This is a genomic window from Rhodovulum viride (assembly GCF_003265965.1).
Lineage (GTDB): Bacteria > Pseudomonadota > Alphaproteobacteria > Rhodobacterales > Rhodobacteraceae > Rhodovulum > Rhodovulum kholense.
Genome location: NZ_MUAV01000029.1, coordinates 1 through 12,539, shown reverse-complemented (window position 1 = coordinate 12,539; position 12,539 = coordinate 1). Strand labels below are relative to the sequence as shown.

The 12,539-nt window shown below is 69.2% G+C and carries 12 protein-coding genes and 2 pseudogenes; 10 read left to right on the top strand and 4 right to left on the bottom strand.

The window, feature by feature from the left end:
* Positions 1–352: 352 nt before the first annotated feature.
* The 3 genes from BYZ73_RS18280 to BYZ73_RS18270 all read left to right on the top strand — a co-directional run bounded on the left by BYZ73_RS18280 (position 353) and on the right by BYZ73_RS18270 (position 2,620).
* Positions 353–1,174 (top strand): cyclase family protein, encoded by an 822-nt coding sequence (locus BYZ73_RS18280; protein ID WP_112317182.1) that lies wholly within the window; start codon positions 353–355, stop codon positions 1,172–1,174.
* 66 nt (positions 1,175–1,240) lie between these two features.
* Positions 1,241–1,645: a carboxymuconolactone decarboxylase family protein gene (locus tag BYZ73_RS18275; protein WP_112317181.1), complete on the top strand. Its 405-nt coding sequence runs from the start codon at positions 1,241–1,243 to the stop codon at positions 1,643–1,645.
* 3 nt (positions 1,646–1,648) lie between these two features.
* Positions 1,649–2,620 (top strand): quinone oxidoreductase family protein, encoded by a 972-nt coding sequence (locus BYZ73_RS18270; protein ID WP_112317180.1) that lies wholly within the window; start codon positions 1,649–1,651, stop codon positions 2,618–2,620.
* Between the two features lie 22 nt (positions 2,621–2,642).
* Here BYZ73_RS18270 and BYZ73_RS18265 read toward each other — a convergent pair whose 3' ends face one another.
* The 3 genes from BYZ73_RS18265 to BYZ73_RS18255 form a co-directional block, all read right to left on the bottom strand.
* Positions 2,643–3,350 (bottom strand): RlmE family RNA methyltransferase, encoded by a 708-nt coding sequence (locus BYZ73_RS18265; protein WP_112317179.1) that lies wholly within the window; start codon positions 3,348–3,350, stop codon positions 2,643–2,645.
* A gap of 79 nt (positions 3,351–3,429) precedes the next feature.
* The gene (locus BYZ73_RS18260; RefSeq protein ID WP_108028767.1) at positions 3,430–4,542 is read right to left on the bottom strand and encodes a Ppx/GppA phosphatase family protein; all 1,113 of its coding nucleotides are present in this window, start codon (positions 4,540–4,542) and stop codon (positions 3,430–3,432) included.
* A gap of 156 nt (positions 4,543–4,698) precedes the next feature.
* On the bottom strand, positions 4,699–5,373 hold the full coding sequence (locus tag BYZ73_RS18255) for a hypothetical protein (protein ID WP_112317178.1): 675 nt from the start codon (positions 5,371–5,373) through the stop codon (positions 4,699–4,701).
* A gap of 502 nt (positions 5,374–5,875) precedes the next feature.
* Between BYZ73_RS18255 and BYZ73_RS18250 the strand changes: the two genes are divergently transcribed.
* The 5 genes from BYZ73_RS18250 to BYZ73_RS18230 all read left to right on the top strand — a co-directional run bounded on the left by BYZ73_RS18250 (position 5,876) and on the right by BYZ73_RS18230 (position 10,484).
* Positions 5,876–6,178 (top strand): virulence factor, encoded by a 303-nt coding sequence (locus BYZ73_RS18250; RefSeq protein WP_112317177.1) that lies wholly within the window; start codon positions 5,876–5,878, stop codon positions 6,176–6,178.
* A gap of 20 nt (positions 6,179–6,198) precedes the next feature.
* Positions 6,199–7,128 carry a methylenetetrahydrofolate reductase gene (locus BYZ73_RS18245; RefSeq protein WP_245943223.1) on the top strand — a complete coding sequence of 310 codons (930 nt, stop codon included), beginning with the start codon at positions 6,199–6,201 and terminating at the stop codon, positions 7,126–7,128.
* A gap of 8 nt (positions 7,129–7,136) precedes the next feature.
* Positions 7,137–8,087 (top strand): methyltetrahydrofolate cobalamin methyltransferase, encoded by a 951-nt coding sequence (locus tag BYZ73_RS18240; RefSeq protein ID WP_112317175.1) that lies wholly within the window; start codon positions 7,137–7,139, stop codon positions 8,085–8,087.
* Positions 8,088–8,150: 63 nt separating this feature from the next.
* Entirely contained in the window at positions 8,151–8,381 is a 231-nt protein-coding gene (locus BYZ73_RS18235) for an N-(5'-phosphoribosyl)anthranilate isomerase (RefSeq protein WP_108028762.1), read from the top strand.
* Positions 8,382–8,441: 60 nt separating this feature from the next.
* The gene (locus tag BYZ73_RS18230) at positions 8,442–10,484 is read left to right on the top strand and encodes an ASKHA domain-containing protein (protein WP_112317174.1); all 2,043 of its coding nucleotides are present in this window, start codon (positions 8,442–8,444) and stop codon (positions 10,482–10,484) included.
* A gap of 63 nt (positions 10,485–10,547) precedes the next feature.
* Here the strand turns inward: BYZ73_RS18230 and BYZ73_RS24030 are convergent, their stop codons facing one another.
* Complete coding sequence (locus BYZ73_RS24030) at positions 10,548–10,679, bottom strand: hypothetical protein (RefSeq protein ID WP_281269498.1); 132 nt, start codon at positions 10,677–10,679, stop codon at positions 10,548–10,550.
* A gap of 38 nt (positions 10,680–10,717) precedes the next feature.
* Between BYZ73_RS24030 and BYZ73_RS18225 the strand changes: the two are divergent.
* A pseudogene (locus BYZ73_RS18225) lies at positions 10,718–10,912 on the top strand (transposase); the annotation flags it as partial.
* A 170-nt stretch (positions 10,913–11,082) separates the two neighbouring features.
* A pseudogene (locus tag BYZ73_RS18220) lies at positions 11,083–11,845 on the top strand (IS91 family transposase); the annotation flags it as partial.
* Positions 11,846–12,539 lie beyond the last annotated feature (694 nt).

Below are 12,539 nucleotides of genomic sequence, written 5' to 3'. Positions count from 1 at the left end.
CGGTGCCCCCGGGGCTGAACGCGCGCCGGCCGGTCCGCCCGGCGCGCGGCCCAGAATGTGGCCCGACCCAAGGACCGACCCAAGGCCTGCGCCCTGGCCTGCCCCGACGCCTCACCCATCACCCGACCCGTCCCGTCGCGCCGGAAGGTGGCGGATCGCGCCCGGGCCGTTCGGCCCCGCCGCACGCCGGACAAAGGCGCCGTCTCCTCCGCCGCGAGCCGTCCCGCCAGCGGAACGAACCCGTCGAGACACCCCGGCAGAGCAGCGTGTTTGACAGATTTGCCAGCAGCTTACTAAGCTCTGCACGAGGGTCGGCGGGACGGCTGGCCCCGGGAACAGGGAGATTTCCAACATGTGCGATATCTGCGTGATGACGGCGGTCAAGGACCGCATGCTGTCGCGGCGCGGCTTCTTCGCCGGGGCGGCGGGGGCCGGTCTGGCGGCGGCCGCCGGACTGACCGCCTCGGCGCCCAGGGCGCTGGCGCAGGGCCATACGGCCGTGACCGACATGACCCATGAGCTGTCCTCCGACTTCCCCACCTTCTTCGGCGAACAGCAGTTCTTCTGGGACCAGAAGTTCAATTTCGCGGACCACGGCTTCAACCTCGCCGAATACCGGGTGAACGAACATACCGGCACCCATATCGACGCGCCGCTGCATTTCTCGGCCAACGGCGCGGCGGTGAACGAGATCGCGGTCGAAAACCTGGTGGCGCCGCTTTGCGTGATCGACATCGCCGCCCGCGCCGCCGAGGATGCCGACACCACCCTGACCCCCGACGATATCCGCGCCTGGATCGCCGCCCATGGCGAGATCCCGCAAAATGCCTGCGTCGCGCTATTCTCGGGCTGGGGCGAGAAGGCCAGCGGCCCGGGCTTTCGCAATGCCGATGCCGAGGGCGTCCAGCATTATCCGGGCTTCCACCCCGAAGCCGCGAAGATGCTGATCGAGGAAACTGGCGCGGCCTCGATCGGGTCCGACACGCTGTCGCTCGATCCGGGCAACTCGCCCGATTTCGCGACCCATTACGCCTGGCTGCCCTCGGGGCGGTTCGGCATCGAATGCCTGGCCAATCTTGACCGGATGCCCGCGGCGGGCGCGACGCTGGTGATCGGCGCGCCCAAGCACAAGGGCGGCACCGGCGGGCCCGCGCGGATCTTCGCGCTGGTCTAAGCCCTCTTTCCCACCGCTTCGGCCCCCTGGACCGGAGCGGCCCCTTCCCCAACCCAAGGAGACCCGATGGCCACGGTGAAGATCTGGAGCGACGCGGAGGCCGAGGCCGACCCGCGCGTCAAGGCGGTGTTCGACGACATCCGCGCCACCCGCAAGACCGATTTCGTGAACAATGTCTGGCGCGCGCTGGCCAGCCAGCCCGCAGTGCTGGAAACGACCTGGGCGCAGGTCAAGGCGGTGATGGCGACCGAAAGCGCGCTCGACCCGCTGACCAAGGAGCTGATCTACATGGCGGTCTCGGTCGCCAATGGCTGTTCCTATTGCGCCCATTCCCATACCGCCGGGGCGCGGGCCAAGGGCATGACCGAGGCCCAGTATCAGGATTTTCTGGCGGTCATCGGGCTGGCGTCGCAGACCAATGCCCTGGTCACCGCGCTGCAGGTGCCGGTCGATCCCGAATTCGAGGTCTGAGCCATGGACAAGGCCATCATCGCCCGCGCCCCGGGCGGCCCCGAGGCGCTCGACTGGGTCGACTGGACCCCGCCCGCCCCCGGCCCCGGCGAGGTGCTGGTCCGGCACGGCGCGGTCGGGCTGAATTTCATCGACACCTATTTCCGTTCCGGCCTTTATCCCTGGCCCGGCGAGATCCTGATCCCCGGCAGCGAGGCCGCGGGCCGCATCGAGGCGGTCGGTTCCGGGGTCGAGGGGCTCACGGTCGGCCAGCGCGTGGCCTATACGACGCGGACCGGCGCCTGCTGCACGGCGCGGGTGCTGCCCGCCGACCGGCTGGTGCCCCTGCCCGATGCGATCCCGGACGAGATAGCGGCCTCGATCATGCTGAAGGGGCTGACCGCGCAGTACCTGATGACCTCGAGCTTTCCAGTCCGCGAAGGCCAGACCGTGCTGGTCCATGCGGCGGCCGGGGGCGTCGGTCTTCTGCTGGGGCAATGGCTGGCGGCGAGGGGTGTCAGGGCGATCGGCACGGCGGGCGGGCCGGAAAAGACGGCGCTTGCGCGTGCCCATGGCTATGCCGAGGTGATCGACTACCGCGCGGGCGATTTCGTGGCGCCGGTGATGGCCGCGACCGACGGGCTTGGCGTCGATGCGGTCTATGACAGCGTCGGCCAGGACACCTGGCGCGGCTCGCTCGCCTGCCTGAAACCGCGCGGCATGTTCGTGAGCTTCGGCCAGTCCTCGGGCCTGCCCGATGGCTTCCGCCTGTCGGATCTGGCCAAGGGCAGCCTGTCGGCGACGCGGCCCGTGCTGTTCGATTTCATCGCCGATCCGGCCGAGCTTCGTAGCCGCGCGGCCGAGCTGTTCGCGGCGGTCGCCGAGGGCACGCTGACGCCCCGGGTCGGAAGAACCTGGCCGCTGGCCGAGACGGCCGAAGCCCATCGCGCGCTTGAATCCCGCGCCACCACCGGGGCGACGGTGCTCTTGCCGTAGCTTGTGCGCCGGGCTCCGGGGATCAGCCCCGGAACCCGGTCGCGACCACGAATTTCTCGGAACTGTCCGACCGGCTTGCGGGCGGCTTGACATTGGCGACCTTGTCGAAGCGCTGCTTCAGCAGGGTCTGCAACCCGCCCTCCGCGCCCCCGGCCAGAACCTTGGCAACGAAAGTGCCGCCCTCGTCCAGCACATCGAACGCGAGCGCCGCCGCCGCCTCGCAAAGCGCGATGATCCGCAAGTGGTCGGTCTGCTTGTGCCCCGAAGAGGCCGCGGCCATGTCGCTCATCACCACATCGGCGCGGCCCCCGAGCCAGCCCTTGACCAGCTCGTCGGCATCGTCGGCCAGAAAATCCAGCTGATGCAGCTCGGCCCCGGCAATGGGCTCGACCTCCTGCAGATCGACCCCCAGCACGGTGCCGACGGCCTTGCCCGATTTCTCGCCCAAGGCATTGACCCGCTTGACCGCCACCTGGCACCAGCCGCCCGGCGCACAGCCCAGATCGACCACCCGCGCCCCCGGCACCAGAAACCGGTACTTGTCATCCAGCTCGAGAATCTTGAACGCCGCGCGCCCGCGATAGCCCTCGGCCTTGGCGCGCTTGACATAGGGGTCGTTCAGCTGCCGTTCCAGCCAGCGCGTCGAGGACAGCCGCCGCCCGCGCGCGGTCTTGACCTTGACCTTCAGGTCGCGCTGTCCGCGCCCGCTCGATCCCTTCTTCTCCGTCATCCCGGCCTTCGTTCTTCTTCTTGGCAAAAATACCCAGACGCGACATCTGCCCCAGCCGGGCCGCGGCAGCAAGGGCGCATCAGAAGGGGCCTTCCTCCAGCACCCCGTCCGCGCTCATCTGCGCATAAAGCAGCCCCTCGCGCAGCCCGCGATCGGCAACCGACATCCGGTCGGTCGGCCAGACCCGCATCAAGGCCTGCAGGATCGCCGCCCCCGACATGATCAGCGCATGGCGGTCGCGCCCGATCCTCGGATCGGCCCGCCGCCCCTCGGGGCCAAGCTCCAGATACCGCCGGATCACCTCGTCGATCTGCCCCGACGTCATGCGCAGCCCGTCGACCTTGGTCCGGTCATAACGCCTGAGGCCCAGATGGCTCGCCGCCACGGTCGTCACCGTGCCCGAGGTGCCGATGATCTGGAAGCCGTCCTTGGTCTGCTCGGCGGCATAGGGCGAGAAATTGGCCAGGTTCTCCTCGAAGAACCAGCTCATCAGCGCGAACCGCGCGTGATCGTCCTCGACATCGTCGAACTGTTCCTTCAGCGTCGCGACCCCCAGCGGCACCGAGATCCAGTCGACGACGCGCGCGGCCGGAAACGGCCCGGTGTCGCTGTGAAAGCCCGCATGCAGCCGCATGATCGCCCGCGGCCGGTCGGCGCGCGGCACCATCGACAGGTCGATCCAGACCAGCTCGGTCGAGCCGCCGCCGATATCGACCACCAGCAACTGTTCGGTCTTGGTCGAGACCAGCGGCGCGCAGGACACGACCGCCAGCCGCGCCTCTTCCTCGGGCTGGATGATTTCCAGCCGCAGCCCGGTCTCGCGCCGCACCAGCTTGATGAACTCGCGCGCATTGACGGCGCGGCGGCAGGCCTCGGTCGCCACCAGCCGCATGCGTTCGACCTGGTGCTTTTCCAGCTTGCCCTTGCAGACCCTCAGCGCCTGGACCGTCCGCGCGATCGAGGCACGGCTGAGACGCCCCGACCCCTCGAGGCCGGTGCCCAGCTGGACAGACTTGGAAAAGCTGTCCACCACATGGAACTGACTGCCCTTCGGCTGGGCAATCAGCATACGACAACTGTTCGTTCCGAGATCCAGAGCGGCGTAAAGCGCTGCAGGATCAGGCGGAACTGGCGCGGGGGTCTCTACCGCCTTGGGAAACGCGCCCGCACCATTCGGACGCTTGGGCGCCATAGGATCGCCCTCCAATCGAGTTGGGTGCAGGGTAGCGGGCCGGGGGCGTTCGCGCAATGGCGCAGATCGCTCCCGGGCGCCGCCATGCACCCCTCCCGTCCCGATCCGGGGGGGACACCCGCCTCCGCGACGATGGCCGCGCGAAGACGGGAACGGTCAGGACCGGCGGCGCGACAGCGCTCCGAACCCGGCCATCGCGGCCAGCAGGAAGGCAGCACTCGGCATCAGCGGGACCGGCAGCGGATCGTCGGGGTGAACGCCGGGGCCGCCCCCGATATCGTCGCCGCCCGTTCCGTTTTCTCCGGCGCCGCCACTTTGGCCGGACCCGTCGGCCGCAGGCTCAGAACGATGCCGCCCGCCGGTACCGCCGCTGACGGCGCTGGGGGCCGCCCAGGGCAGCGCGGCATACCCGTCCGAGCCGCCGCCCCGCCGTCCCGAGCCCAGGGGATCGGGCCAGAACGCGGTGTCGGTCCCGGCATCGGCCCGGGCAAGGAGGGTGGGTCGCGGCGGGAAGTCCCGCGCCCCCGCATTCGCGGCCAGCACGGCGGGCATCATCAGCGCACAGGCAGGTGTCACCCCGGCCGCGGCATGGCGGCAAACGCTGACGCCAAGCGGAATGGCCACCTCGGCCGCGGCACGGCGGTCGGCCGGGCCGTCGCCCCGCCGGACGGGCGTGCGGTCGACAATCAGCAACGGATGCCCGGGCACCGCGCCCGCGACCATCATGCGCCCGCCGTCCGGCGCCAGGGTCGATGCCGGGGCCATGCCGCCCGCCAGCGCCAGAACCAGCCCCGCGACCGTTCCGATTGCCCCTGCCCGATCCGCTTTCATTGTTCTGTCCTTTTCCGCCGGCTGCCACTGCGCCGACCCTTTGCCAAGACCCGGGAGCGGCCGGTTTTTCCGGCCTCGGCCCGCGACACCGAAATTATGGCGCAGCCCCGATCTCCTTTGGACCAGAAAAAGGCGTATTCTTTTGAGAATTTCAAGCAATTCCGAGATATTAACCATATTTTCCGGTTGACCTTAGGACAATTCCAGCATCGTGCGCCGATTGTTTCCACATCAACCGGGACCAGTGCCGCGCCCAGAGGCGCCTGCGGCAGTGGATGTCCGTTTCGGGCCTCCGCCGCCCGCTCCTTAGGGTCATCGGCCCGGGACGGCCCCGCCTCTGCCACACGGACCGGCCGAAACCGCGCGCGAGGGGGACCACAAATGGGCCCGGACCGACGCGCGATCCGGGCCGAGGTCGCAACGCGCGTCCATCCTGTCGAAATCCGCCTCCGGCGCGGCCCGGGGCCGGATTAGAACCGACTCAGGCAAGAAAGGGAATCGGATGCCCGAGCTCGTCATCGTCTACTGGCGCGACATACCGGCGCAGGTGATCGTGGGCCGGGGCCGCCGGGCCGCGAAGCGGGTGTTGCCCGAGCGGTTCGAGCAGGCGATCGACCGCTGTGCGATGCGGGTGGGCGCCAAGGACAGCGACGCCTACCTGGCCGAATGGCGCCGGTCCGAACCCGTCGCGTGTGACGGCGACCCCGACGCCCTGGCCGATGCCGAGGCGGCGCGGATCGAGGCCGACTACGATGCGGGCCGCCTGAAGGATCTGATTGCCGCTGCCGGCTGGCAACGGGCATGAACAGGCTGCGGGAGAGGGTAATGGCACTGCTGAACTTCAGAAAAGGCGACAGGGTCGCGCAAGGGGCCGCGGGCACGCGCGCCGGACCGCTGGCCGAGTTCGTCCGCGGCTATTCGATCGAGGTCATGCCGAAGACGGCCGCCAGGATCGCCGATTTCCGCGCGCTTCTGCCCGCGGGCACCCGGGTCTATATCGCCCATCTGGACGGCACCCCGATCGAGGACATGGTCGCGACCGCCCGGCGCCTGACCGACGAGGGATTTGTGGCGATGCCGCATTTCGCGGCGCGCTCGATCCCCGACACCGCGACGCTGTCCGACTGGATCGCGCGCTATGCGGGCGAGGCCGGGGTCACCCAGGGGCTGATCCTGGCGGGCGGGATTTCCGAGCCGCGCGGCGCGCTGCATTCGTCGATGCAGCTTCTGGAAACCGGGCTGTTCGACAAGGCGGGCTTCACCGATCTGCATGTCGCGGGCCATCCCGAAGGCAGCCGCGACATCGACCCGGACGGGTCGGACCGCAACATGATGGCGGCGCTCGGCTGGAAGCAGGCCTTTGCCGCGCGCACCGATGCGCAGATGGCCATCGTCACCCAGTTCGCCTTCGACGCCGGACCGGTGATCGCCTGGGCCGAGCGGGTGCGGGCGCAGGGCGTCGATCTGCCGATCCATATCGGCGTGGCGGGACCGGCCAAGCTGCAGACCCTCGTGAAATACGCCATCGCCTGCGGCGTCGGCCCGTCGCTGGCGGTGCTGCAGCGGCGCGCGCGCGATGTCAGCAAGCTGGTGCTGCCCTTCACGCCCGATGCCTTCCTGTCGGATCTGGCGGCGGCTGCCGCGCAGGACCCCGATTTCCCGATCCAGAACGTGCATTTCTTCCCGCTTGGCGGGATCGCGACCAACACCCGGTGGCTGGCCGAGCATGGCCTTGCCCCCGCCCAGGACGCCTGAGGAGTTCCATGACCCGTACCGTGCTCGAGTCCAAGTCCAAGACCGTCGTGATCGGTTTCGACGAACCGTTCTGCGTGATCGGCGAACGCATCAACCCGACCGGCCGCAAGAAGCTAGCGGCCGAACTGGAGGCGGGCGATTTCTCGACCGTCGAGAAGGACGCGCTCGAACAGGTGGCCTGCGGGGCCATGGTGCTCGATGTCAATGCCGGGGTGGTCTACAACTCGAACCCCAACCCGAACGAGACCGAACCGCCGCTGATGCGCCGGATGATCGAGCTGGTCCAGGGGCTGGTCGACGCGCCGCTGTGCATCGATTCCTCGGTGCCTGCGGCGCTGGAGGCCGGTCTTGCCGCGGCCCAGGGGCGGCCGCTTCTGAACTCGATCACCGGCGAGGAGGAACGGATGGAACGCGTCCTGCCGCTGGTCAAGAAATACAATGTGCCGGTGGTGGCGATCTCGAACGACGACACCGGCATTTCCGAGGACCCGGACGTGCGCTTCGAGGTGGCCCGGAAGATCGTCCAGCGCGCGGCAGATTTCGGCATTCCGGCCCATGACATCGTGGTCGATCCGCTGGTGATGCCGGTCGGTGCGATGGCCAGCGCCGGCCAGCAGGTCTTTGCGCTGGTGCGGCGCCTGCGCGACGAGCTGGGGGTCAACACCACCTGCGGGGCCTCAAACATCTCCTTCGGGCTGCCCCATCGCCACGGCATCAACGCGGCCTTCCTGCCGATGGCGATCGGCGCCGGGATGACCTCGGCGATCATGAACCCGGTCCGGCCTGTCGAGATGGAGGCGGTGCGTGCCGCCAACCTGCTGATGAATCACGATGCCAACGGGGCGGAATGGATCCGCTTCTCGCGCGTGCTGGACGCGGTTGCCGAAGGGGCAAGCTTTGCCGACGCCTCGCAGGCGGCGGCCCCCGCGGGCGGCGGACGCCGGCGGCGGCGCGGCTGAGACCCGGGGCGGGGACAGAATAGGTAAGAGGTTTTTAACCATGAAGACCGCAGACTTGGGCGCATGGACGTCGCTGCCCGCCGCTCTGTTCCCGACAGCTGGATCGCCTCGGTCTTCTCGGCTCAGGCGGTGGCCAAGGGCGGCGTCGTGCGCCGCTGGCGGCGCTGGGTCGAACGCGAGATCGGGATGGACCGTTTCGTGGCCGAGGTCCGGCGGCGCGGCTTTCACATGGTCGAATGCGGCGGCCAGCTTATCGTCATCTGCAACCCCCATGGCCTGCGCGTCATCTGCTGACCGACGCGCTTGCCCGTCCCGCGCCCGATTTTTCGCAGAAAAATCGCGGCCCCTGCCCCGATGACCCGCGAGATGCCGCGCGTCGTCTTCACCCCCTCGGGCAAACGCGGCCAGGTGCCCGCCGGGACGACGGTCCTCGAGGCCGCCCGTCAGCTGGGCGTCGATCTCGACAGCGTCTGCGGCGGCCGCGGCATCTGCTCGAAATGCCAGATCTCGCCCGGCCGCGGCGCATTCCCCAAACATGGCCTGACCGTCGCCGAGGATGCCCTCTCGCCGGTCAACGACGTCGAGCGCCGCTATGACGAAAAGCGCGGCCTCGCGCCCGGGCGGCGGCTGGGCTGTCAGGCCCGGATCCTCGCCGATGTGGTGATCGACGTGCCGCCCGAAAGCCAGCTCCATCGCCAGGTCGTCCGCAAGGCCGCCGAGGTCCGCGCGGTCGCGACCGATCCGGCGACGCGGCTCTGCCTGGTCGAGGTGGCCGAGCCCGACCTGCACGCCCCCTCGGGCGATCTGCAAAGGCTCAACGCGGCCCTTGCCGACCAGTGGGACCTGCCGCCCGCCACCTGCCCGCTCTCGGTCCTGTCCCGGCTGCAGCCGGCGCTTCGCAAGGGCGGATGGACGGTCACCGTCGCCCTGCACCGGGGCGTCTCGGGCCCCGAGATCCTCGACATCTGGCCGTGCTTCTTCGAGGCCCCCCTCTGCGGTCTGGCGATCGACCTCGGCTCGACCACCATCGCGCTGCATCTGACCGATCTGGCGACCGGCGACGTGATCGCCTCGTCCGGCGCGATGAACCCGCAGATCCGCTTTGGCGAAGATCTGATGAGCCGGGTCTCTTACGCCATGATGAACCCCGGCGGCGCGGCCGAGATGACGGCGGCCGTCCGCGCCACGCTGGACGGCCTCGCCGCCGGCATCGCCGCCGAGGCCGGGGTCGACCCGCGCCGCATCGTCGAGGCGGCGCTGGTCGGCAATCCGGTCATGCATCACCTGCTGCTGGGCATCGACCCGGTCGAACTGGGCCAGGCGCCCTTCGCGCTGGCCACCTCCGAGGCCGCGACGCTTCCGGCGGCCGCGCTTGGCCTCGGGTCGATCAATCCCGAGGCGCGGGCCTATCTGCTGCCGCTGATCGCGGGCCATGTCGGCGCCGACGCCGCCGCCGTCGCGCTGAGCGAGGCGCCCGAGACCTCGGACGACCTGACGCTGATCGTCGATGTCGGCACCAATGCCGAGATCCTGCTGGGCGACCGGACCCGGGTGCTGGCCTGTTCCTCGCCCACCGGTCCCGCCTTCGAGGGCGCGCAGATCAGCGCGGGCCAGCGCGCCGCCCCCGGCGCGATCGAGAGGGTGCGGATCGACCCCGAAACCAAGGAGCCGCGGTTTCGCGTGATCGGCTGCGAGCTCTGGTCGGACGATCCGGGCTTTGCCGCGGCGGTCGGCCCGGCCGGGGTAACCGGCATCTGCGGCTCTGGCATCATCGAGGCGGTGGCCGAGATGCGCATGGCTGGCCTTGTCGATGGCTCGGGCCTGATCGGCTCGGCGGCGCAGACCGGATCGGACCGCTGTCGCCCCGAGGGCCGGACCCAGTCCTATCTGCTGCTGGACGGCGCCGCCTCTGGCGGGCGCGACATCGCCGTGACCCAGGGCGATATCCGGGCGATCCAGCTTGCGAAATCCGCGCTTTACGCGGGCGCGCGCCTGTTGATGGACCGCCGCGGCGTCGACCGGGTCGACCGGGTGGTGCTGGCTGGGGCCTTTGGCGCCCATATCAGCCCGCTGCATGCCATGGTGCTGGGCATGATCCCCGATGTGCCGCTCGACCGGGTCCGCTCGGCCGGAAACGCGGCCGGGACCGGCGCGCGGATTGCGCTGTGTTCGGTCGCCGCACGGCGTCTGATCGAAGAGAACGTGCGCCGCATCGAGAAGGTCGAAACCGCCATCGAGCCCCGGTTCCAGGACCATTTCGTGGCCGCGAACGCCCTGCCCCATGCCTCGGACCCGTTCCCCGAACTGGCCCGTATCGCGCCGCTGCCAAGGGTGGATTTCAACACCGGCGGCAGCCGGGGCGAGGGTGAGGGCCGACGGCGGCGGCGGCCGCGCTAGGCGCGGCGGCCGTCAGATCCCCCGCTCGTCCAGGAAGGAGCGGATGCGCGCCATGCAGGGCTGTCAGGCCGGTTCGTAATCGACCGGGACGTGGTTCCGGCGGGGCAGCGGCACGAAGGTCGTCCCGGGGATCTCGGCCGCGATCAGCCGCCCCTGCTCGACCGGAAGCCGCTGGTCGTTGGCGGCGTGCACCACGATCGTCGGGGCCTTGAGACCTCCTCGGGCCCCGCCAATACGGGATCTCGATGAAGCTCAGAAAGAAGATCGAGAGGCTCTTCGCGCATCTCAAGCGTATCCTCGGCCTCCGAAGCCACCGATTGCGCGGTCCATGCGGTGCAAATGACGAATTCCTGCTCGCCGCCACCGCCCAAGACCTCCGGAAGCTGGCGAAGCTCTTTCCCGCGCCGCGGAAACTGTCAACCGCCTGATATCAAGCAAGTTCGCGCCTCGATCAGGTCCCGATTTCCGCACCAGCAGCACGGTGTTTTCCCACAGGATCGGCGGAGGGACCAAGCCGCTCCGCGGCAAGGGCGCCTTTGGCTGGCGCAGTCCTTCATTTCAGTGCTTTTCCATGTGGCCGGCCTTTCCGGGCTGACGATTGAGCAGCGTGCTCCATACCTGGGGTTCAGCGCTCACCCACCATCCCCACGTCCACATGATCGTCCCCGGCGGCGGCCTGTCGCCCGACGGCACGAGGTGGATCGCCTGCCACCCCGGGTGCTTCCTCCATGTGCGGGTGCCGTCGCGGCTGTTTCGACGCCTGTTTCTGGAACGGCTGAGGGAACTGCACCGCGCCGGTCAGTTGGCTTTCTTCTGCGCATTGGCCGAGTTGCCAACGCGAACACCTTCACCGCGTGGCTCGCCCCGTTCCGAAAATCCGAATGGGGGGTCTGTGCCAAACCACCCTTCGGCGGCCCCGAGGCCGTGCTGGCGTATCTCAGCGACACGCACCGCGTCGCCATCTCCAACGCGCACATGGTCAGCGCGGATGCCGACACCCTGGCCTTCTGCTGGACGGATTACCGCATCAAATCCGGCGACCGGCAGAAGCTCATGCGGCTGGCCACGCCGGAGTTCATCCGCAGGTTCCTGATCCACGTCCTGCCGGACGGCTTCCACCGTATCCGGCACCACGGGCTGCTCGCCAGCGCCGCCCGCAAGGCCAACAACTCCAGGATCCGCGCCTTGCTCGGCGTGCAGCGGCCTGAAGACCCCGCCGTGCCGGAAACTCGCACCGAGATCGCGCCGCCCCCCTGCGCGAGCCATGCCCTTGCGGCGGCGGCCCCATGCACATCATCGAGATATTCCGGCGCGGACAAAAACCGATGTCACGCGCACCACCGGGGGACCAAGCCGCATGACATATCGCCTGTCATCCATTTCGGAACGCCACCGGTCGCAATCCGCAGACCCGAACCGGACAACGTGCGCCCGTTCGTTTCCAGCGCGGCACAGGGCGGCACGGGGCGGCAGCAACTCCGAAACGCGCCGCCTTGTCGAGACTGACCTGCCGGGTCTACGACCATGTCGGGCGCCTGGCTCGCCATCAGCCGCACCCCGGCTGCTGCCGTCGCCCCGTCCGTCCGCGCACGTTCCCATAGCCCGATCCAGGACCCTCGCGGCTTCCTCCCTCCGAGGTTTGTCACCGCGGGCATCCCACCGTCACGCAGCGGCCAGCGTCGAAAAACCTTCAGGAGACCGGACTTTCGCTGCAGTCCACACCGATGACCGCTGTGCGGACTGGATCCTTTGCGAGACGCGCTGCGCCGACCGGGGGGCCGGGACTGCAGGCCGTGTTTCCGGCGATGGTGTTATGGGCGCGGATGGGGGGCTTCACACGTTGACCGGGTCGGGCGCGCGGCGTTGGCAAGGACTGCGGGGGCCGAAGAATGCCTGCCGCCAGCGCCGAAGACGCAAAAGGGCTTCCGGGGGAGGAGCGCCGTCGCTGAGAACAGAGCCAGCTTGAAATGCCACGGCATCAAGCGACTGCAGTCCGTCGCGGCGCTGTTGCGCAAATCAGCTGACGACCGCAGTTCCCCTTTCCCCGGACACACT